28 protein-coding genes are annotated in these 20,839 nt (G+C 49.8%); 3 read left to right on the top strand and 25 right to left on the bottom strand.

Annotated features, from left to right (window positions below; translation table 11 throughout):
- Positions 1-45: 45 nt before the first annotated feature.
- From C3F38_RS25860 to C3F38_RS25835, 6 genes are read right to left on the bottom strand one after another with little or no spacing between them, the layout of a single operon-like run.
- On the bottom strand, positions 46-435 hold the full coding sequence (locus C3F38_RS25860) for a DUF6750 family protein (protein WP_011091078.1): 390 nt from the start codon (positions 433-435) through the stop codon (positions 46-48).
- 16 nt (positions 436-451) lie between these two features.
- Positions 452-982 carry a conjugal transfer protein TraQ gene (traQ, locus tag C3F38_RS25855; RefSeq protein ID WP_011091077.1) on the bottom strand — a complete coding sequence of 177 codons (531 nt, stop codon included), beginning with the start codon at positions 980-982 and terminating at the stop codon, positions 452-454.
- Positions 983-1,005: 23 nt separating this feature from the next.
- Positions 1,006-1,710: a conjugal transfer protein TraP gene (gene traP / locus C3F38_RS25850; RefSeq protein WP_040119747.1), complete on the bottom strand. Its 705-nt coding sequence runs from the start codon at positions 1,708-1,710 to the stop codon at positions 1,006-1,008.
- A gap of 11 nt (positions 1,711-1,721) precedes the next feature.
- Complete coding sequence (gene traO, locus C3F38_RS25845; RefSeq protein ID WP_040119748.1) at positions 1,722-3,071, bottom strand: conjugal transfer protein TraO; 1,350 nt, start codon at positions 3,069-3,071, stop codon at positions 1,722-1,724.
- 11 nt (positions 3,072-3,082) lie between these two features.
- Complete coding sequence (locus C3F38_RS25840; protein ID WP_077255002.1) at positions 3,083-4,213, bottom strand: DotH/IcmK family type IV secretion protein; 1,131 nt, start codon at positions 4,211-4,213, stop codon at positions 3,083-3,085.
- 8 nt (positions 4,214-4,221) lie between these two features.
- The gene (locus C3F38_RS25835) at positions 4,222-4,935 is read right to left on the bottom strand and encodes a DotI/IcmL family type IV secretion protein (protein WP_223430951.1); all 714 of its coding nucleotides are present in this window, start codon (positions 4,933-4,935) and stop codon (positions 4,222-4,224) included.
- Positions 4,936-5,002: 67 nt separating this feature from the next.
- Here C3F38_RS25835 and C3F38_RS25830 point away from each other — a divergent pair, with 67 nt between their 5' ends.
- Together C3F38_RS25830 and C3F38_RS26930 are read left to right on the top strand one after the other, a co-directional pair.
- Positions 5,003-5,413 (top strand): H-NS family nucleoid-associated regulatory protein, encoded by a 411-nt coding sequence (locus C3F38_RS25830; RefSeq protein ID WP_040027863.1) that lies wholly within the window; start codon positions 5,003-5,005, stop codon positions 5,411-5,413.
- Positions 5,385-5,597, top strand: a complete 213-nt coding sequence (locus C3F38_RS26930; RefSeq protein ID WP_306458688.1) for an Hha/YmoA family nucleoid-associated regulatory protein — start codon at positions 5,385-5,387, stop codon at positions 5,595-5,597. Before C3F38_RS25830 ends, C3F38_RS26930 begins: the two co-directional genes overlap by 29 nt.
- Here the strand turns inward: C3F38_RS26930 and C3F38_RS26330 are convergent, their stop codons facing one another.
- From C3F38_RS26330 to mobA, 8 genes are read right to left on the bottom strand one after another with little or no spacing between them, the layout of a single operon-like run.
- The gene (locus C3F38_RS26330; protein WP_011091071.1) at positions 5,598-6,110 is read right to left on the bottom strand and encodes a hypothetical protein; all 513 of its coding nucleotides are present in this window, start codon (positions 6,108-6,110) and stop codon (positions 5,598-5,600) included.
- On the bottom strand, positions 6,076-9,558 hold the full coding sequence (locus C3F38_RS26720; protein ID WP_227022524.1) for an LPD7 domain-containing protein: 3,483 nt from the start codon (positions 9,556-9,558) through the stop codon (positions 6,076-6,078). Before C3F38_RS26720 ends, C3F38_RS26330 begins: the two co-directional genes overlap by 35 nt.
- A gap of 24 nt (positions 9,559-9,582) precedes the next feature.
- Positions 9,583-9,843 (bottom strand): IcmT/TraK family protein, encoded by a 261-nt coding sequence (gene icmT / locus C3F38_RS25810; protein ID WP_004187310.1) that lies wholly within the window; start codon positions 9,841-9,843, stop codon positions 9,583-9,585.
- Positions 9,833-10,996, bottom strand: a complete 1,164-nt coding sequence (gene traJ / locus C3F38_RS25805; RefSeq protein WP_004187313.1) for a plasmid transfer ATPase TraJ — start codon at positions 10,994-10,996, stop codon at positions 9,833-9,835. The genes icmT and traJ overlap by 11 nt, the downstream gene beginning before the upstream one ends.
- 10 nt (positions 10,997-11,006) lie before the next feature.
- Complete coding sequence (locus C3F38_RS25800) at positions 11,007-11,786, bottom strand: type IV secretory system conjugative DNA transfer family protein (RefSeq protein ID WP_004187315.1); 780 nt, start codon at positions 11,784-11,786, stop codon at positions 11,007-11,009.
- A complete protein-coding gene (locus tag C3F38_RS25795) occupies positions 11,783-12,283 on the bottom strand; it encodes a DotD/TraH family lipoprotein (RefSeq protein WP_004187320.1) in 501 nt (166 codons plus the stop codon). Before C3F38_RS25795 ends, C3F38_RS25800 begins: the two co-directional genes overlap by 4 nt.
- 13 nt (positions 12,284-12,296) lie before the next feature.
- Complete coding sequence (traI, locus tag C3F38_RS25790) at positions 12,297-14,276, bottom strand: TraI/MobA(P) family conjugative relaxase (RefSeq protein WP_004187323.1); 1,980 nt, start codon at positions 14,274-14,276, stop codon at positions 12,297-12,299.
- Positions 14,263-14,790: a plasmid mobilization protein MobA gene (mobA, locus tag C3F38_RS26715; protein ID WP_172740549.1), complete on the bottom strand. Its 528-nt coding sequence runs from the start codon at positions 14,788-14,790 to the stop codon at positions 14,263-14,265. The genes traI and mobA overlap by 14 nt, the downstream gene beginning before the upstream one ends.
- Positions 14,791-14,824: 34 nt before the next feature.
- Here mobA and C3F38_RS25780 point away from each other — a divergent pair, with 34 nt between their 5' ends.
- The gene (locus C3F38_RS25780; RefSeq protein WP_170934351.1) at positions 14,825-15,220 is read left to right on the top strand and encodes a MobC; all 396 of its coding nucleotides are present in this window, start codon (positions 14,825-14,827) and stop codon (positions 15,218-15,220) included.
- Positions 15,221-15,720: 500 nt separating this feature from the next.
- Here C3F38_RS25780 and C3F38_RS25775 read toward each other — a convergent pair whose 3' ends face one another.
- The 11 genes from C3F38_RS25775 to C3F38_RS25725 form a co-directional block, all read right to left on the bottom strand.
- On the bottom strand, positions 15,721-16,257 hold the full coding sequence (locus C3F38_RS25775; protein ID WP_040119830.1) for a hypothetical protein: 537 nt from the start codon (positions 16,255-16,257) through the stop codon (positions 15,721-15,723).
- 132 nt (positions 16,258-16,389) lie between these two features.
- Complete coding sequence (locus C3F38_RS25770; RefSeq protein WP_011154461.1) at positions 16,390-16,701, bottom strand: hypothetical protein; 312 nt, start codon at positions 16,699-16,701, stop codon at positions 16,390-16,392.
- Between the two features lie 55 nt (positions 16,702-16,756).
- Positions 16,757-17,191 carry a single-stranded DNA-binding protein gene (ssb, locus tag C3F38_RS25765; RefSeq protein WP_040119829.1) on the bottom strand — a complete coding sequence of 145 codons (435 nt, stop codon included), beginning with the start codon at positions 17,189-17,191 and terminating at the stop codon, positions 16,757-16,759.
- 71 nt (positions 17,192-17,262) lie between these two features.
- Complete coding sequence (locus C3F38_RS25760; RefSeq protein WP_040119754.1) at positions 17,263-17,484, bottom strand: hypothetical protein; 222 nt, start codon at positions 17,482-17,484, stop codon at positions 17,263-17,265.
- Between the two features lie 154 nt (positions 17,485-17,638).
- Positions 17,639-17,923 carry a hypothetical protein gene (locus C3F38_RS25755; protein ID WP_004187337.1) on the bottom strand — a complete coding sequence of 95 codons (285 nt, stop codon included), beginning with the start codon at positions 17,921-17,923 and terminating at the stop codon, positions 17,639-17,641.
- Positions 17,924-17,966: 43 nt separating this feature from the next.
- Positions 17,967-18,407, bottom strand: coding sequence for an antirestriction protein (locus tag C3F38_RS25750; protein ID WP_004187338.1), 441 nt, complete (start codon positions 18,405-18,407; stop codon positions 17,967-17,969).
- A 200-nt stretch (positions 18,408-18,607) separates the two neighbouring features.
- Positions 18,608-18,913 carry a hypothetical protein gene (locus C3F38_RS25745; protein ID WP_004187339.1) on the bottom strand — a complete coding sequence of 102 codons (306 nt, stop codon included), beginning with the start codon at positions 18,911-18,913 and terminating at the stop codon, positions 18,608-18,610.
- Between the two features lie 61 nt (positions 18,914-18,974).
- Positions 18,975-19,385 carry a DUF1380 family protein gene (locus C3F38_RS25740; protein ID WP_040119828.1) on the bottom strand — a complete coding sequence of 137 codons (411 nt, stop codon included), beginning with the start codon at positions 19,383-19,385 and terminating at the stop codon, positions 18,975-18,977.
- Positions 19,386-19,469: 84 nt separating this feature from the next.
- Entirely contained in the window at positions 19,470-19,706 is a 237-nt protein-coding gene (locus C3F38_RS25735) for a hypothetical protein (RefSeq protein ID WP_011154457.1), read from the bottom strand.
- A 297-nt stretch (positions 19,707-20,003) separates the two neighbouring features.
- Positions 20,004-20,234: an Hha/YmoA family nucleoid-associated regulatory protein gene (locus C3F38_RS25730; RefSeq protein ID WP_004187345.1), complete on the bottom strand. Its 231-nt coding sequence runs from the start codon at positions 20,232-20,234 to the stop codon at positions 20,004-20,006.
- Between the two features lie 97 nt (positions 20,235-20,331).
- The gene (locus tag C3F38_RS25725; protein ID WP_020805654.1) at positions 20,332-20,670 is read right to left on the bottom strand and encodes a hypothetical protein; all 339 of its coding nucleotides are present in this window, start codon (positions 20,668-20,670) and stop codon (positions 20,332-20,334) included.
- Between the last annotated feature and the right edge of the window lie 169 nt (positions 20,671-20,839).

The raw sequence follows: 20,839 nt of genomic DNA, 5'->3' as shown, positions 1-20,839 counted from the left end.
GAGGGAACTCCGATATTGGCCCCGCAAGGCGGGGCCGAAGGGACATTACAGGGTTGCGTCAACGCCAACAGTTGAACCAACAGAAGAGATCCATGCGGTCAGGCCGACCAGGCAGGCACCAACAACCATTGACCAGAAGATGAAGCTGCCACTGATATCTTTCCCGCGTTTGTTTTTAAGGAAAAGAGAAACAAGCCCGACAATAAAGAACACAACACCAATGACTTTACCGCCGGTAATCAGACCAGGCTGGGTACTGGCAAGACCTTCCGTGAAGGTATTGATTTTCTCCCAGACAGTCGTTTCAGCCGCAGCCTCTTTGCTCAGTAATGCCAGCGGCAATACCACTAACGATTTTGCCACCGTTCCGCGCAGCTGATACGCTGCGATGGATGCAGATAATGCCTTGTCTTTGATAAGTTTAACAATTTTCATAAAGTATCCTTTTTGATTACCAGTGAATGTTTAATGTGCTCTGCAACGCATCGAGCGTTTGTGTATCGAACATCAGAAGTAGTCCACATACAATTTTCACAATGGATGCCCCTCTCGTACCCGAAGCTGACAGCTCCGTATGGCCCTCAAGGTAAGAGTCTTTCAACCCCTTTATCCCCCTGTAAAAAAAGTATGCGCCGAGAATTCTAACAATCCCCAGCACTGCGTTGACTGCTGCGGCTCCCATGCCAAACGTAGATTCGCTCGCATAACTGACGGGTCCGAAGCTAACATCGCCAAATCCTAAAGTGGCACCGCCTGAGTTCATCTGTGCCTTCAACGTGATGAGGCATACACAGAAGATGATACCGGCAAAAATTCTGCCAACTTCCACACCTTTTGTTGAATGCCTGGCCTGCTTCCGCAGGCTCATCAGATATCCAATAACACCAATGATCCCAACGACTGCAGCGACACCTATGATTAGCCTTGTCAGCGGTTCCTGACCACCGTTAGCAACCTGAATTAATACCGATTCTAAATCCATAGTTTCGCCTTTTTGGGTCCTGTTTAGCGGATAAGGCCTTTACTTGTAGTAACGATTCTATTTTCAGTATCGATACCCGTAATGGTGACTCCGCCAAGTTGACTACCGACCTTCACAGCATACGTCTGGTTTTTGTATTTTACCCAAGCAAGATCGCCAGATAAATCATTAATTGAAAAACCTCTCAACAAAGGTAATGCCTGCGACGTTGCCCCCGAAATTGTTCCACTCTGATTACCAAATGAAGGCCCATAACCAGCGGCTTTCATTTTCAGTTCCTGAACCTGATTGTTCAGATTTTTGATTTGTTCATTAGCGCTTTGTAACTGACTGGAAAGGATCATCATTCCATTTTTAGAAGTTGATTCTATCGCGTCCAGCCGTTCCTTTTGCTGCAGCAAAATCCCGGAAATTTGCTCGCGGAAGTCACCAGAATCCTGCCCGGCAGGGGCAGCCTGTACGTTCTGACGTTGCCCTGAAGACTGGATCGTGCCATTCCCGGCCGCAGGCGCAGTGTCACTATCGGAGCCCCCAAACAACCAGACTAAAAGCAGGATAGCTATGACAGCGATACCACCAATCCATGCATAGTCACTAATCTTAAGCGGCTTTTTGTTTGCTTTTGCTGCTGGCGTCACTGTCGGTTTTGGCTTTTCAGCAGTCTTAGCAGACACCGGTTCCTGGGCAGGAGCTGCTTCTTTTTTATTGTCATCTTCAAACAGATTCATTATCAATCTCCTTAACGGTAATACGGGTTACTGGAGCCATACCCGTAGCCGGGGTAGCTGGGAAAGTTTTGCTGAGGGTAATTTGGAGCCGGTGGTTGTGGCATCTGCTGAGGCGGCACACTGGTGAGTGTCGGAGTAGCTTGCTGCTGCGCCTGCTCTGCAGAAGCATTTTCCATATTCTCGCCACAGTCGCTTTCATACACCGGCGCGACAAACTGGATGCCTATGAGCTGATTACGGTCAACCGTAACCTGCTTCACCGGCAGACGGGCTGCATCGTCAGCCAGGACACGCCCTGCCTGTTCACCCATCCCGCCAATAATGGTACCGGCTACAGCCTTCCCGTTCGGTGTGCCAGTTGAGCGGTATGCGTTCCCGCCGTCAGTGATAATCATCTGCGAATTGCTGTCCGCATACAGCTGACCAGTTCGGCCTAATCCGTTAGCGACAGCCGGCAGAATAATGCGGCTGAACCAGCGGTTATTTACATTTGAGGAAACGGCAGCACGCAACGAGTCGGAAGCCACGCCATACGCATCAACCTTACACTGCACCCCGTTCAGCTCCATGCCAGTAAAGTGAATTCGAATACCATTGCCGGCAAGACGGTTTTGACCGGAATAGAATTTGGCGCCGGCCTGCGCTCCAGTAGGAACATGGGCAATAGCAATACTGTTCTGATCGTCACTGTCCATCGCCGTATCCATTACTGCCGGCACAAGCGTGTAAGCCGATACCAGCCGGGCTCCTTTATCTTTGGCCTTATTTTTCGCCCCCTGTTGTTTTTCAGCATCCGGCTTTTTGTTCTGCGGATAGACCGAATCAGTCCACCCTGAGAAGGTGCCGCCGTTCTTGTCATTTCCCTCCGCTCCCAGAGGGGTTGCAAGAGCAACGCCCGTGACAACTGGTGTTCTGGCCTGATCTATTTTCTGCAGTAACGTAGCCACCGCTTTAGCCTGACGCTCACGCTCTTTCTGCTCAGCATCATTCGCCTTACTGTTATCACCAGACTGCTTTGCTGACGATTCCCACGAATATTTTGGCGGCGGTGCTTTGGTGCCGTAATCAACGGCCACCGGATTACTGGCTGACAACGTGGATATGAAGCTATCCCCCGTGAGCGCCGCTTTATCTGAATTATCAACATTCCACTCATTCAGCAGTTTGTTGTATTGAGGATCATTGGGTTTTTCCCTGCCTGTTTTGCCTTCCAGTCCCTGGGCCTTCACCTGTGACCCGCCCGTTGCCGGCTCATCTGATGAGCCAAACAACCAGTACCCTCCCAGAAGAGCCACCACTGCAGCGGCACCACCGACGTAGAGCATCATTTTTCTGGTTTCTTTACCTTTATCTGTAGCCATCGTCCTTCCCCTTAATTCAGCTCAACTTCAACGTCACGCGCCTGACCGTTAACCGAAAAAGTCAGTACTGGTGTTGCCGGCAGCACGTAAACATGTGTGCCATCGATAGCGGAAAGCGTTTTTTCAAACTCATCCTGCAGCTGCATGTTACTTCTGACGTAGAGCTCATCACCGATCTGCCAGACTTTGGTACTACCTGGCGCGTTTTTAAGTTTCAACCGCTGAGCATCTTCAGGTGGGATACCGTCGAGCACGCTCTGCAGCTGCTTGTCATACAGTGAGATTTTTTTCTCAGGCGTAGCGGTATAAACCGGTGTGTCAGGACTGCGTTTCGGGATACGGAGATCCAGACGATAATCAACATCAACGGTTTTTGATTTAACGGAAGGTTCAGCCCCCTTCACGTTAATAATGACCGGCGTGGCAAGCCCCTTCAGAAGCACTGTAATGTTCCCGCTGGCATAGGCATTGGTCGGCTGGATTGTGAATACCGCCGATCCTGCAATATAGCCAACACACAGTTCACCACCAGACGCACAGGGACTCGAATTATATGGAGGGGCACCTAATACCCAGGGGTGTCCGGTCGCATCCGAAAACGTCACTGTTGTTGCCTGGTTTGGAAATACCCGAACCTGCGGAATGGATGCGCCTGCTGACAGTGATACCGTCTGGCTTGAAATTCGTGGGATCGGCGTTAACGGTGAGGTTTTGGCCGCCGCGCTCATATCTTCCATTGCGCTGCGGGCCGACCGCACCTGACCAGGGGTAATAGGCTGGATCTGCTGCAGAACAGGTGCAGGTAACTCTTCCAGTGTCTGCGGATTAACATGTGTAACCTGCTGCTGTGGTGGAGGAAGCTGCGGCATGGGTGCAGGAGGCAATGCAGTAGTTGGCCGCTGTTGGCCCTGCGCCTGCTGCTGACCTTGTTCCTGCGCTGTTTGCTGTGGTGGCTGTTGCGCCTGCGCCTGCTGATTTACGGGCAACCCGGAACTGGCTTGCTGCCATTGAGCAATATCACCACCAGGCACAGATGGCGCCGTTTGCTGCGACGGTCCATTACCAGTCGGAGCATCAGCTGCAGATACAGAATTTGCCGAAAACAGTGCGGCCATAAGTACAGTTAAAAGTTTAATCTTCATGATTGACCTCAGTAGTTCCGGGGTTTGAGAATGGCCTGCGCTACTTGAATACCCCGTGGATCTTCGTCTTCTTTGACGCGGCGTACCTGAACCATCAAATCGTAAGGTTGTGCTCTGTAGTCCTGAGCCTGGCCAACAAGCTGAACAGTCACCGGAATGCGGTATTGCCAGGCATAGGTTTTGGTACCACGGATAAGACCTTCCGTGATCAGGGTTCCAGGAGTTGTGGAAAGTTTTACGTTCAGACGTTTTTCACTGATATCTTTCAGCAGCCCACTATCGGTCAGCGCTTTACGGAAACTAACGTACCCTTCCGCACTAAAATCGCCACGGACGCTGGTTAATTGGTTTTCGTAATTCACAAAGTTCAGTGAAAGCGATTTGATCATTGTACGGTTTGCAAAATCCATCACCTCTTCCGCCGTGTAAGCGGGTTCATCGGTTGGGTGTACTTCTGTGATCATGCCCCCGTTCGTAGCAATATATTTGGTTTTTTTCTGGTGAAGCCAGTACCCCTGAAGGCCAATGATAATGATTGCGACTAGTATGATTAGCGTCTGAATCAAAATTACTTTTAAACCATGTTTCGATACGATTTCCTGTACCGTTCGGTTACTCTCTTCAGCCAGAGCTGGAGCAAGAGCGTTGCTGTCCTCATCAACACCTGAGTTTTGATCCAACTCATTTTGATCCATAATATTTTCACTATTTTGTGTTTTCATAGAGTTTCTCTTTTCAAAAGTTTGTGTTAGAAAATCACGCAGATCGTTAATGAACAATGAGGTATACATGAGCGAACATAATGATTACGAATCCTGTGCAGTTATCATGTGCGAACGACGAAAAGCCACCGCCGTTTTGCGCAAAATCCCGCCAGAAAATCTTGAACAACTCATTAATATGTGGTCCGACATTGCACAGGGAATGATCGAGAAATTTAAGGAAGAACAGAAGGCCACTGAAGAGAAAGCCGCAGCCACAAAGCGGTTCATGGAAGAACACAATATTACGGCTGATGAAGCTCTCCAGATTTTCGAAAATCTCTTTGGTCCGTCCACGAAAAGTAAATCCACTTTTGGAAAAGTGAAGTACCGGATCGAAGTTGATGGTAAGACCGTAACCTGGACAGGAAAAGGTCGCCGACCTGCAGCGTTTGCCGAGATGAGCGACGATGAGCTCAAAAAATATGAAATCAGCTGAAGACTGGCTCCATACTGTCAGACGATTCATGAATGAAGATTCGCTTGATATGTATGTAGACTCAAAACGTGATGTTCTACCTGCCACAGAATTTATGCGTTTACTGACCGCGGCGGAACACCGCCGCGTTGAAATACGAACCGGCAAGCTATTCGATAAAATCCCGAAAGGACTCTTCCGGTAGTTACAGATGGAACGGGAATGCATCACTGTTTGCATCCTCACCACTTCCACTCGCAGCTGCCGGATTGTTTAATTGCACATTTTTAGAAGATGCGTTGGGCAGGATACCTGACGTATCTGGCAGTCTGGATGAAATCGTTGACCACGGGTCCAGCGTCGTATTAGTCAGGCTCCCCCACTTCTCATTAATCTTCGATTTAACCGTATTGCATACCTCATCCTTCACCTTATCAATAATGTCGCTGATAGACGGAAACTGTGGGATTTTAAGTGATACCGATAGCGACCCCAGGCACTGTCCGAGAGAATCAGACGTACTGGATTCGCTTTTTGCGGCGTTGTTAATCCTTTCCACTTCCTGCTTATAGGCAGCATCTGCACCAGCTTTTGCCAGTTCGTATGCTGCACAGGTCTGTGTTGCCGCAAATGAGCTCACAGAAATGCAGGAAAACCCTACTGCAACGAGTAGGGTTTTTGTTTTATGGCCGAGGCGCTGACTTTGCGACTGGTGCATGAGTCTGTTCTCTCCTTTCATCATCTTTTCTTTTTGCAGCATTCGAAGGATGAAAAAGCTGCTTCATTACTGTTTTGTTTTTTACCTCATCTGAGGCCGCTTGTAAATGCTGAGGCTGTTTTTCATTTGCAATTGTATTTTTGTAAAGCAAATTTTTACCCCCCTGATCTACATGTCCATAACCATGCAAAACAATTCCACTTTCGGCATTTTTATTGATTGCTGAAAGAGTCATATACGTTTTCCAGTTTCCGTCTTTATCAATACGCTTGTTCACTTTTCCAATCACGCTATGGTACTCACCGGACTCCTTATCCTTTGCGATCCCCTGCATGAATCCTTTACGCGACTCAACAAGGAAATAATCCGGGCGTTCGCCTTTTTTATGCGGTGCGATCAGCAAAGGTGTACCCGCGGTTTTTGACTCTTGAGGGAGTTTATAGCCTGTGGGCTTTGTCATGCTTTCTGGAGCTGGCTTACCATTAGGCAGGAACCAGTACAGTTCTTTTTCAGGCACGGCCTCACGGCTGAGATCAACACCGGTAATCTGCTGAATTGTTGTGCGGAGCTTCTGGAAGGTTGCAGCATCATACGGAACCAGTTCAGAAGGCTTATAGGCCTGTTCATTCCCTGCTGTTGGCTGTGGGTATACAGGCTTTACTTCCCACTCATTACGTTTGGTCTGGATAGTTTCATAACGAACGATCTTGTTGCTTTCATCACGGACAGGTGCATTCACCTCAACATCCACAAATCCCAGCTTTCTGACTGTAACAAGACGTTCGGTGTCTACACCAGCATCTTTAACCGCTCTCTCAAGGTCTTTCCCCCAGAGTGTCTTCTCTCCATGTTCATTTTTGAGGGTGACAAAGTAGTTCATGGATTCATCTTCTTTCCACTCATACTTAGCACGTCCATGCGCGACGATAACGCCTTTCTCCCAGGGTTCACCTGCAGCTTTATCTTCCTTTTGAGTATCAGATGCATTCTGCTTCTTCGGCTGCACAGAGGCCGATTCTTCCCAGCGCATTCCATTCTGCTGAACTGATGAATTTGTCTTTTCGTTTGCCCCTTCCTGCTTATTCGCATTTGAATCAGCAACATTTTCTTTTGCCGTTTCTTTTGCTGTTTCATTTGCTTTTTTGAGTTCGAGCAATTTAACCCTTTGTTCTGGGTTAGTCAGTTTCACCTCAATGTTGTATTCACTGATAAGGTTAAACACTCGCTCTTTAAATTCGTCACTGCCGGTGATTTCAATACCACGATGATGTTGCTTATCCGCGGTTAGAACGGCCGCCAGGATCATCTCGTCACTCTGGCTGGCTTCAGGGGTAGCCATACGCAGATGTGAGCCGTAATCGTAAAACGCATCCTGTCCATCAAGCGTATACGCCGTATAGTCTTTCTCTGCTCTGTACCCAAACCGGGCAATTAACCCTTCCAGGTCTATACGTTCTTTTGGGGGCGTTTCTGCATTATCGTTGGTTGCCCAGCGTATGCCGTTTTCCAGTTCTTCGTTTGTTTTTTTCTTCTCCTCGGTTTCATTTTCAGCCGGGGCGGTATTAGCTACAGATTCGCTGGGCGCTATCCTTTCAGGCTTTTGCTGAGCGGAGTCAGTTGTTTCACCGCCAAAGGCCATCATAGCGGCATACGCCTCAAGATCACTGGCGCTATTACTCTCTTCATCATCGCCGTCTCGATCTGTTGGTGCGGTGTATTCCGGTTCAGCAGCTGCAGGGGTGCTGGACACCGGCACAGCTTCCTCCGGTTCGGCAGCTGCAGGGGCGCTGGCCACCGGCGCGGTTTCCTCCGGTTCAGCAGCTGCAGGGGCGCTGGCCACCGGCGCGACTTCCACCGGTTCAGCAGCTGCAGGGGCGCTGGCCACCGGCGCGACTTCCACCGGTTCAGCAGCTGCAGGGGCGCTGGCCACCGGCGCGGTTTCCTCCGGTTCAGCAGCTGCAGGGGCGCTGGCCACCGGCGCGGTTTCCTCCGGTTCAGCAGCTGCAGGGGCGCTGGCCACCGGCGCGACTTCCACCGGTTCAGCAGCTGCAGGGGCGCTGGCCACCGGCGCGACTTCCACCGGTTCAGCAGCTGCAGGGGCGCTGGCCACCGGCGCGACTTCCACCGGTTCAGCAGCTGCAGGGGCGCTGGCCACCGGCGCGGTTTCCTCCGGTTCGGCAGCTGCAGGGGCGCTGGCCACCGGCGCGGCTTTTTCAGGATCTGCAACGGCAGCGCTGTCAGTCGAGCTGTGGTTAACGTCAGTAATGTTCGGGTTATCAGTCGGCATAGTGTCTACCCTGTTCATTTGATTAATGGCTCCTTCTACCTGCAATCTGACTTGCTCCAGCCCTTCAGAGACATGCAAATCGTTGTAGTCAGTAAGCCCTTCTTTCGGGTTGCTAAAGGCAGGGACCAGAACATGGCCGGCAGTCAGCTCTGCAGCTTCTGTCGCTTTTTCTAGCCCAACGTTCTCGTCTTTATAAATGTCATTGTCAGCAAGGAAGTAATGAGTGCTGTTTGGAAAGGTGTCTTTCAGGCGGCCAGCAACTTCCACCATGTTGCCGGCATTAACCGTCATGATCACAGGCTGATTGATGGCTTCGCTGATACTGGCTGCTGTCGCATATCCCTCGGCATAAAGCAGGTTGTCACCATCCTTCAGTTGACCACCCACAACGAAAAAACTCCCCCATGCCTGGCCGTCTTTTTCAAGGTGTTTACTACCGTCGGACCAGATGCGCTCAAGGGTCCTGAACTCGCCATCAGCATTAAACAGAGGGATCACAACGTTGCCCCGCTCATCAGCTTTAAGGCCGTTAGCGGCAATGACCTGTTTGTTTTTCAGGTATGCCAGATCTCCCGTGGCATCCGGAAGCCGGTTATATTCTTCCATCAACCGGTTAGCGGTCTGATCAAACTTATCCGCTTGCGCTGCAGCTCTTTGTTCACGCCTTGCCGCAGCATCAGCACGGAGCATGGCCATTTGTTCAGGGTTAGGGGCTGCGCCGGTAGATACCCATTTCTGAATTTCACCACCGTTCTTATAGTCCCTGTACCACCCTGCAGGTCGGCCATCCAGAAAGGCGGCATACACCCCCTTTCTTGAACCAGCTTTACCGTCCACGGTATCGACATAATGCTTCTGGCCATCGAACTCTATGGGGTCTTTGATAATGGCACCGCGCTCTTCAAGCCACGCCGTAAATTCATCTTCAATGGCTTGAATATCCAGGGGCGGTTCTTCGATCACTTTATTGGGGTCAAAAATCCACTCTTTCAGCCGGCTCAGGTTGGCCCCCGGCTGTGCATACCACACCTTTTCTTCCTTCACGTAGTCCAGAGCATTACTGCCATCAGCCAGTTTGCCGGCCGCACGTATTGCACGTTGGCGATCGTCAAAGGGAATACTCAGACGGGTTCTTTCAGTTGCAATTTCAGGTTTCGCCATACTGTCTACCCCTGTAGTTATGTGTTATCGCTGAGAGCGCCGGTACCACCACGGCCGCCCGGTAAGTTTTTTCCCGCGGATAACCCGGAGAATGACCTGGTACAGCACCGGTAACGTGTAGCCCATCATGGCCAGCAGAAAGTAAAAGAGAACCACACAGGTGCAGATAACAAAGGTTTTTACTGACGGGAACGGAAACCAGATGAAGTACACAAGAAACGAGATAACAGGCACACCAAAAACCGTCAGTGGCCGGCCGGCATAACGCCATTTGTTAATGTCCATACTTGCCCTCTTTTAACGCCAGATAGTCCATATATCCTGCGACCTCGATGACTTCCGCTTCGTCGATCAAACCTTCCTGGTGCATTGCCCAGGCGTTCTGAATCAGACTGCGGTTTTCAGCGATCAACAGGTCGTCGATGTAGCGGCCCCACTTGCTGTAATCAACGTCATAGAGTTTGCGGCGCAGGCTGTTATCAATGACGAGATATTCACGGACAGCCTTGCGCCGGCCGTCTTTTGTTTTAAGCAAGCGTTGCACGATGATGTAAGAAAGGATACTCAGCAGGTCAAAGGCGGCAGCTTCACGCATTTCCGGCGGATAGTTCTGCAATGATCGGGAAATGGCTTCTCCGACCGTTTTGACGTGCAGTGTGCCAAGACAAAAGTGGCCGGATTTACCTGCCAGTACAGCAGCTTCAAATGACAGGCGGTTAAGGAGCTCACCAACCCCCATAATCTTCGGAGAACGACGGAGCCCGGAGAGAGTGATAAAATTGTGGAAGGAATCAATATCGCGCCCAATCTGTGACTGTGCCGGCGCCGGAGCAATCCAGTCTCGACTTCCCAGGCGATACTCGATGGGATCTTCAACCGTGATGATTTTCCGGTCCTGGTACGTTTCACCGCAATACTGGAAGATGCTGGCCATCAGGGTTGACTTGCCCGATCCCGTCTCGCCGCATATCAGTCCGAGGCCGGCAGCCGGCAACAGAGAATTAAACAGGTCCGGCTCAATACCCATTTGTTTAAGCTGAGGAATAACCTCATTCAGAACACGGAGTGTCAGAGACATTGCCGCTTCTGTTTTATAAATATCGGCCTGAGTAAAGTTCGCGCGGAACCGGCGGGTTTCGCCGCGGCCGAGTCCAATCGTGCCCGCTTCATCACCTCTTAGCTGGATAGCGGTATTAACGACCGCAGCACTTTTCAGCGTCCCTTTGATCTCCTGACCGAACACCTTATCAACGGTACGTTCCAGCTCCAGGTTGTCGAGCGGGTAAGATGTCATGGGCAACTGGCGCCCATGACGTTCTACCCAGATTTTATCTCCGCCCTGCAACAGAATATCGGACACTTCATTGTTTGAGCAGTGTACGAGAAAACGTTCCAGCGTCTGGGGCGTCAGCGTTGGACCAAAATTGAATGCTTCCATCTACTGCCCCTTAACGTATGGTCGGTTTCCAGCTGCGTTTGTTGATGTCAAACTCAGCTTGCTGCTTCATACGTTTCGTTTTATCGCCCAGCATGAGGCGGTTTTTATCCCCTGTAACTGTTTGCTGCTGCTGTGTGATGACTGGAGCCTTAATCATGCCCTGCTGCAGTAGCGTGCTGTAGCGCAACATGCCGGTGTAATCCCGTGTGAGGCGATTGAAATTAGCAGTGAATATCTCATCAGCTTTTTGGCGACCGTCAGACCAGCCCAGCGCGACAGCTTTTTTCCAGATATCACGTTGTTTCCCGTCCTTCGGCATTGCCGCCGGTTCAGGCAATTCGATCCGCTGCGCCATCAGCCCGGTCAGAAGATAGCTTTTCCAGGTCGGTGGGTTACTGACAAAGCGCGCCGGCACCACAATGTCATAGGCACGGTTGGCCGTTCGGATTTGCTCATTGGTAATGTGTGCAACGTCTTTAGCTTCAGCAATGACTGGAGGCAGGTAGCCTTCAGAAGAGATCAGCGGCTGGAACGAATACATGTAATCAAGGTTGCTGCGCTGATTTTCCAGCGCGGCGCGAATTTCTTTAGCGCGTTCTGCCTTACCGCCGCGAAATCCAATGGTGTGCGCTGCGTCGTTTAGCATACTGCCAGTAACATCGGCCTCATCGTCACTTTGGCTTGGTGGGTCCATGTAGTAATCCAGGCCTTTAACATCGGAGTCGTCCGCGCGTGCAACGTTCGCAGCAAGCAGCGGTAACGTCAGAAGCACGATCAGTTTAAGTTTCATGGGCGGGTCCCTCTGAGGAATGAACCTTTCTTCGATGGTGTGAGGTAAAGCAGCTGCAGTTCACCGGGTTTCTGGTTGATGGTGGCACGGTACTGCGTTTGTTGTCGGATCAGGGTCAGCAACTGTTCAAACGTAACCTTCGAACCACCAACATCGATATTGAGTGGAAGCGGTAACTTAATCCCCTGACTGGTGAATTGAAGGCCACGCTGTTTAGCCAGTTGCTCCAGTAATTCGTAAGCATCACCCTGCCAGCTCACACGAACATACTGACTGTTTGCATTGATAATGGTAGGGAATTTGTAACGGGTCCTGTTAATGGCTCCAGCCTGGTAAAGCTCATCCTGTGCGAGTTTTATCTTAATGGCTTGCTCACGCAATTCCTGATCTACCAGCTGCTGTGCAGAGATTTGTTTTTCCTTTTCGCTTTGAGAGGCACACCCGGCAAGAGCTAACACAGAAACGGCCGCGAGGACCGTTTGCATTTTGATTTTCATTTCTTACTCCATTTTACTTCGGATTGAATTTGTCGTCGCTTTCACTTCTGAATTGCATTTCATTTTTACTATTATTTTGCTCACGAATCAAACGATGTTTCTCGTTTTGAGCATACGCCTGCTGAGCGGCATCTGTGAAGGTAATGCCCTGCGCGACAGGGTGATTGTGGTTCACAGCTGCATCGACGATACGATTACAGCACAGTTCCTTAAACTCGCCGTCACCATCAACACGTACAGATTTGGCTTTACCAGCAATCGTTAATGCAATTGCAAGATCAGCCGTTTTCTCTTTGTCGATTCCATTACTTTCTGTCAGCACAATATGACCACGATCAGCCGCTACCGGTTTACCGTCGCGCTCAAAGATAACAGTACCGTCTTTCAAAAGCCGTGGCTTGACACCATGACGTGCTGAGGCCATTACGGCCACATCATCACGATCATGACTGGTGATGGCGTTAAAGGTACGGTTGAACCCGATCTGCTCAACCAGCTGCTGTTTATACTTCTCCTTCTTCCTGGAGGAATAGGCAAAGCCCCTCATTTGGCTGAGCGCTGCCTTATCACCCTTCAGTGCTTCCTGTTCGACCCACTCCCGGTAAGAAAGCCGTGGGTTAGCCGCTCTGAAACCGTTGCGTTCTTCACGCAAGCTAAGCCGCAGATTGGCAACCGCCTGCAGGCGTTTGAACTCAGCCAGGTTGTACATCAGCTTTCTGGTATGAGGATCTGAAACAGAATGCCGGACGTTATTTTTCACCAACCGGGTATGTTGGGCAATTTTCCGGTATTCATCGGCGATGCGATCCTTATCCGGAGAATATATCGGTAAATTGTTCCGGTAGGCGCGATAGCGACCCTTGAGCAGCATTCTTTCTTCTGCGCGCTCAATTTTACGCTGCAGACGTTTATTGGCATCTCGACGATAAGCACCAGGGGTATATGCGGTTTTAAATACCGATACTTTGGCCGGTTCAATATGTGAAGGCTGGTATTCACCAAAGCGCTCTTCCATCGACTTCAGGGTATATTGCGCCTTGTTAAATACCAGACTAGCCTTAACAGCCGTCTTCTGGTTTTGATGTTCGTGGGTAATGACGTAGCCCTTTTTCCCCTGTGCTTTTTCGACACGAAGACCGATGTCTGCAAATGTCTTATGCACATCATCCCAGCTTTTGGCCTCACGAAGCCCAGCTGAAACATGGATCAAGTTTTGACGACTACCGCCTACCTGTTCATCACCAACGATATAGCGATAGAGCGTTTCAACCCCCTCTTTATTCTCCATCTTGTTGATGCGATCGAGTGAGCGCCAGTTGCCCCGCTCTTTCTTGCTGTGAGGGTTCCGGACAATCTGTTGACGGTCATTAACCACATATGCACCGTTTGAATGGGACCAACCATTCTTCAATTCCAGTAAGCGGCACGCCTGATGAAGAGTGTCTTTGGTAAAGCTCGATGAGGCTGCTTTATATGTCTGGGGATTGATGCGGTTAACAGCAACATGCACATGCAGGTTATCTGTATCCCGGTGGATGGCAGCAACATACTGGTGATCGGACATGCCCATCGATGCCAGTGTAAACTTCACCGAATCGAAAACCTGATCATCATTCGGCTTTTCATAGTCAGGCCATGAGAGAACATAGTGCATAACTGGATCTTTACAGCGTGTGCTTTGCTGAGAAACTGAATTCATTTCCTGTGCTGCACCATCGAGCGAGAAGGTATTGTACTGGCAGGTAACATCACCAACCACAACACGCTGTACACCTGGCTCAACATCCACCGGTGTGCTGATCACTTTCTGCTTACGGGTCAGGTAATTGTTTAACCCTTCGAACATATCCGATTTAACAGCTAAAGCCGTCTCAGGAGTAGGCTGAACTGTATCAGTCAACTCCTGAGACGGCTTGTCTGCCATGTACTTAATCAGCTGACCAAAGCTGGACTTTTTGTCCCTTCGGCCCTCAATGATTTTAGGTATCACCATCCATCTCCTGTTGCAGTTTCTGTGCGGCCTTTTTGACCTCGATCAGAATCTCTGAATACTCCTTGCTATGAACTCCGGCACCTTCGTTAAACAGATGTTTTTGAAGGGCTGTTATCTTTACAAGAGCGGCAAGTGCATTGTAATTCCCTTTCGATTGAATGCGCTTTCCAAGCCCAGATTTGATAAGATATTGACTAAGACTAAGCCCTGCTTCATGGGCCTTTTCGGTGAGTTTAGCTTTCACTTCTGTGGAACATCTCACCTGGATTCGATCGTCTGTTTTTCTGCTCTCGCTACGGCTCATCAGATAGCTAACCTCGTTAGGGGGTGTCGGGGCTTGCCCTGACCAAGACGTTTTTGGACGGCCGCCGCGTGTCGGCGGTACTCCAAAAACACATCTTGTCCCGTACTTAAATACCTCATTGAATTCTACCATCGGCGAGGTTTGAAAGCCAGCAGCGAAGGGCCTGGCAGGCAGAGCAATTGAATCGTGCCGGGCATCATGTAAAATCACCCGAATAGCCTGGGTCGATTTTCTCCGGTTCGGCATGGCGATTTTGACATTATTGGGAGGGCATATGCCTGCAAAAAAGAAAGCATTTTATAGCAGTGAGGACATCGGAAAATTCAAAAGCATTCTCGACGACTTGCCTGATGTGACGTCAGAAAGGCTTGAGAAAAAGCACGTACTTGACGAGCTTAAATCTGACATTAAGAAGCTGAAAGAGTCGAAAGGATATGAAGATAAAGAGATACTGAAATTCCTCAACGATGCGGGTTTTTCAGACGTTACATTACGTGATATCAAGGACATTACTGCCGGACGAGTTGGAAAAAAAAGAACCAGCAACAGCCGAAAAAAAATCACTGGAGTTGACGAAGAGCAGCGCACACAAAATGGCTCTACCGGTCAGAATCCTGACGCTTCAGGTCCGCAGTATTAACCTTCACCTTTCGTATATAGCATCCCACATTAAGATATAGCTCCCGGCCTGTCAGGCCGGGCATGGGTGCTGCCTGTTCGTGTAATTGTGCGTGCATACTTGTCACCGTTTCGGTGACAAGGGCACTCATTGGCCGGAAAAATTTTTCCGGTTCCGCTGCGATGCAGCGCTCAATGGTGCGCACGTTCAGGGCCACGATCCGCCCTTGATCCCGATAAATTTACAGGGAAAGGAGTCCTGGCACGGATATTAAAAAGGGGCGCATACAGCGCCCCTGAGACAGTTACAGATTACATCGCGGCTTCTTTAATCCGCCGGAACACTGCCAACCAGAAACGGAAGTGATCCCATTGCGCTGCGTTCATCGGATGCGACTTTGTTTGCACTCCGTTTGCGACATCTTCAGCATAGTGTATAATCCACAACGGCATTTTGAACCTCACAATTTAAATTGCCTACCCAGCCGGATTGTTGGCGCAATCCGGCACCTTTTCTGGATTTCAATGATTCATCACCTCCTTCACATCCAGAACCAAAAAGTTATCGTTAGCATGACGCTGCCCTACGATGAAAACAGCATCAAAGCGACTTACTGCAACTACGTTTAGTTTGCCTGTAACCTCCTTTCCGTTGATGTTGATAGTTTCATAGAGCACCTCGTATTCCTTCGCAGAATCGGAATACTTCTGTTCTTTCCAGTTTTCTATCTGTGCGATCAGCTCCGGGGCCAGCTGCTGACGAACACGGTTTAGTTCATAGTCACGATTGAGAATCAGGCGGTAATCTTTAATTAGCTGGTTGATAACCTTGTTCTCATCCCACTCGGATAGCAGTGGGCACTGTTCGCACTGTATAACACCATCTTCAATCAGTTTTTCTCTGATGCCATTAACTACCTGTACAGCACTTAATTCACAGTCGTAGTTCTTTTTAATTTCTTCGCTTCCCGGATATACCATAGCGACATCATTAAAATGGCTTACGATTAATTCTGACACAATAAGGGTATAAACCTCATAAGGGTATAAGGTCGCCATAATATTCTCTCCACGTTATTTACAGAGCGTCTTAATCAATATCCACTTTTAAACTTCATGATTATTATACGTCTAATGAGCCATAATAAGCAAGAAAAAAATGCCCCTTTCCGAGGCATATTTTTAACCGGTTCACCACTCCCAAACGGTCAGTTCTGGCACCTGTTCTGCATCCCGGTCAAACCAAATCCAGTCGAAACCGGCACCATTTAACGCGGCTATATTATCCAAAGCACTTGCACTGACCCCCGCCCTGGTTAATTCCTCTCGCCATTGTTCAGTAGCAGAAATACGCAATATCCACCCATAGCGATTTTTCTCGATCCAGAACAAACCTTGACCGGACAAGTCATCGTTACAGACCTTATCCAGTAGCTCCGCGTCTTCTTTTTTTACATGGCCGGTACTGACGACCGCCACCCGATATTGTTCACTGATATTCATACTCCCCCTTCTGGGTTGGTGGCCCGCGTCTTGCGGGCCGTTCTAACTCAAATACTCACTGCGGGTAATCATTCATATCCGGGAACGGCGGTTCATCATGATTTTCAGTGCCTCCCAGACCTTCTGCACTGGTGTTACGTGGCCCATCTCCCGGCAGCATCTGCATTTCGCCGTTATTATCGATCACAATTTCCTTATTGCTGCGCATTTTGCCGTCTGTTCCTTGCCATTTGTTATTACGAATGCGCCCGACAAAATACAGCATCATACCCTTTTTGAAGTACTTCCCAGCTGCTTCGGCTTTCTTTCCAAAAATGACAATATCATGCCATTCCGTTTCTTTTTGCTCTTTGCCTTCGTTGTCGCTGTAGCTGATTTCTGTAGCCAGTGTCAGGCTCGCAATGGCAGTTCCGTTTGGGGTGTAACGCACTTCTGCATCTTTGCCAGCACGCCCCATCAGAATCACTTTGTTTTCGCCACGTTTCCACATAATACACCTCATATATTTGATGTTTATCAGTAAAAAATGGGAGGATTAAGGGGGATTTCTCCCCCTCTTTATCAGTAAAACTTCACGTTCGATTTCAGGGCTTTTTCAAAGTCTTTTACAAAGGAATTTGCAAAAGTGTAATCACGATGAATAAGCTGTTTTGTTTTAGGATTTCGCCACTCAACCTGCACTGATTCAGCTGAGTATTCGATCACCTCGATTTGATTTTTTACACCGAGATAATCAGCAATTGCCATTACGGCATTCACTTTTTTTCGGTCTGCTTCTTTCATTTCAACTCCTTCGCCAGTCGGGGCGCTACCGCGAAAGACTCAACTGCCTTTCGATGTAATAATTATACGTCTAATGAGCCACTTTATCAACTCATCAGACGTATTTTTTTAATTTAATTTTGTTCAAATATGAACATTAAATGATGCCAGATATCTAACCTAATGGCTTGAATTTGGCCTTGTTGTAGGTGATCCGGTAGTCTTTGCACTTCCCGTTCTGCCGCAGGAACTCCAGCGAGACAACGTTAGCAGCGGCAAAATTGATGCACATAATGCTTTCCAGCGCCTCGAACAGGTCGGCCCCATTGGCAAGCGGAAACCACAGATCGTTGTCGCTACCGCTTAATTTTTCATGCAGACAGAAATGCACAGCACGCACGCCGCCAAATTCCGTAACCAGCACCGTATTGCTGGCGCGAATATCAGTTAGTGTTAACATTTTTCCCCCTGTCAGTATTGGCCCCCTCGCGGGGGCCGCCGTTTCAGTCAATCGCGCGGTAAATCAAGCCGGCTTCGGCGTGCTGGTCGGCATATAATTTGAGCTTTTCCTGCTGGGTGATCAGCATGTCGCAGATGTGCTGATAGCCTTCATCATGTGCGTGCCAGATCATGTGGTTCAGGGTGAACAGGGTCAGCACGATACCGGTAGCTTCTGCGGACAATTCCCCTTCGAACCAGTTACCGCTAACCGATACCGTGAAGCGCTCTGCGCTCAATGGGTACATGAAGCCGCTACCGCAAGACAGTTCGACGAACTCCCAGGAACCGCCTTGATAATCGGCGCAGAGAGAGCGTGCGAGGTTGTAGACACCGGCCTCACCTGTGAGATACCAGGCGCCGAACAGGCGTGGCAGAAAGGCCATGCGGCGGTTATTGGGGATAATACGTGCAGTGATGGCGGGTTGATTCAGTTCAGTAGACATTTTCTGTACTCCTGCGCCAGTCGGGGCGCTACCGTCGAAAGACCGGATTGCCTTTCGATGTGATTATTATACGTCTAATGAGCCATATTAATCAAGCAAAATATTCCCGCCTGCCTGAATATTTTCAGGCGGGAGAACTCTTTCCCCTGTCCATTTTTGGGGGCAGGATCACGCCTGCCCCCTTCTGATTCACATGATTACTATGACTTTGTTTCAGCGTTAAAGTGTACGGCTGCGATCCTGACCAACGGGATCACCGCGCTTTCCTCATCGAGCACACGAAAATTTATCGCTTCCCCCAGGTGCATCAGGTTAGCGATAAAATCAACGATGATTTCGGAAACCGGGTGTCCGTCGCAGTCCTGCTCATTCAGGCGCGCAAACAGCGCCAGCGCCTTAGCGGCCTTGATTGCCCGCTCTTCGTTTTCTTCGTCCATACTGCCGAAACACCATTGCCCCTTTTCAATCAGGGCCAGCGTGTCGTAATAGGCTTCATTCTGGGACATGTTTTTTCCTCCTGCGCCAGTCGGGGCGCTACCGTGAAAGTTCGCTGCGTTACTGCGTGAATTAGCCGTTAATCACCTTCGTGATGCACTCCAGCGCCTCAGACTCCTGCGGATAAAGTCGGCGTGCAGCTCCTTCACCAGACTGGATTTCTTCCAGCCGGATAAACTGCGCCGCCAGCGCCACGACTTTTTGCAGCGCCTCGGCATTGACCTCTATTTTTCGATCGCGGGCGGCATCTTCGCGCACCTGCTTTGCCAGGCTCCAGACGGTATCTTTTCCGACGCCATAACGGTTGTGTGAACTGCATTCCGCGATTTCTGCCAGAACGGCTTCGGCCTCATCGTCAGTGAGGTTCATATCACTGGTGCAGTCATGGACATCTTCAGCAGTCCAGATCAGCAGGCTGATCCGCTGCTGTGGATCAAAACTATCGAGAAGCCTTGCGCAAATTTCATTTACGTTACCGTGCATTGTAAAACTCCTGCGCCAGTCGGGGCGCTGCCGCGAAAGACCGGATGCCTTTCGATGTGATTATTATACGTCTAATGAGCCATATTAATCAAGCGATTTTTCACGCTCATAGCTGCTACAGGCAACGCTGTAGCCGTTTGCATCCAGTTCTGAAGGCCAGTCGTCACGCCCGCAACCTGACAGCAGGCAGGCGCTGAGGTGCCCAGGGCGATAGTCGAGATGCTGGCATGAGGCGCAAAGGTCATCATCTGAGATTGAGCGGCCTGCACAGATAGGCGGCGCTCCATCAGTGGGAATTTCTCGAATATGCAGCGTTGTCACTTTTTTTACTCCTGCGCCAGTAGGGGCGCTGCCGGTTAGGGATGCAGGGGGCTGTCGCCCCCTGCGGCGGTTCAGTCCTTACCCTTATCCTTCATGACTTTAATCAGCCCGGTAATGGCTGTAATGAGGGCGGCCACGGCCGTGATAATCTGAGGGAGGTTATGGAGGATTTCAGAAGAGGTCATAATGCACCTGTAAGGCTGTTTAGGAAGGTACTGATTTGAATCAGTAAAAACATTATACGTCTAATGAGCCATATACACAAGCAAAAAAACGCCCCTTGTAGGGGCGCTGTGATTATTTTACATACTGCCAGACATGCGGCGGGATCTTATCCCAGATGCGTCCCGATGCCAGCTCTGCACGGCGATGGTCGGCGGCAGCCTCAAAAGCCTCGGTGTCCTCCGGCGGCACCTGTCCACGATCCCGCATGGATTCGTACATTTTTTCCAGTGTGTCCGGGTTACGACTGCGCCGAAAACGGAGAAGGTAAAAACGCCTCCGTGCCTGATAAACTGTTTCCGCCATGTATCTGCGTCCTGAGCGCCTTGTTATTTCGCATAGTATTCACGTTTTGGTTGAATAAGTCTTCGACTATACGCCCCTTGCGGGGCGTAGCAGGCGGTCAGCCCCAGGTGCTGTAAAAATGGCTTTCGTTAGGATCGGTCTTATAAGCCTGTTCGTACTCGTCAATGCTGACAGACGGATGCTCATGGTTTTCACGGATGCGGCGGGTCACGGGTTCGCCTTTAAAGTCGTTCAATACCGGCTTTAACTCACCAGACATCGCACTGTCTGCTTTCACCTGCTGCGCAGCGATGCGGCGCAGTACGGCGGTTTTCTTACCGCGCAGGGCGATCACCTGATAAAAACAGGTATTTGTCTGCTCATAACCCCAGCTGGAAACAAAAACATCACCAAGAGAAACGGAGCCGTTACGGAACTGAAGGGATTGAATAGCCATGTTTATTACTCCTGCGCCAGTCGGGGCGCTACCGTCGAAAGACCGGATTGCCTTTCGATGTGATTATCATACGTCTAACGAGCCATATTAATCAAGCAATAAATTCATGCCCGGCGTGATTTTCTCAGGCCGGGGAATACTTCCTTTCCCTGTTTATATTTCAGGCCGC

The organism is Serratia sp. SSNIH1 (assembly GCF_002935055.1).
In the GTDB taxonomy this organism is placed as follows: domain Bacteria; phylum Pseudomonadota; class Gammaproteobacteria; order Enterobacterales; family Enterobacteriaceae; genus Serratia; species Serratia nevei.
This window is presented reverse-complemented; position numbering and strand designations above follow the sequence as displayed.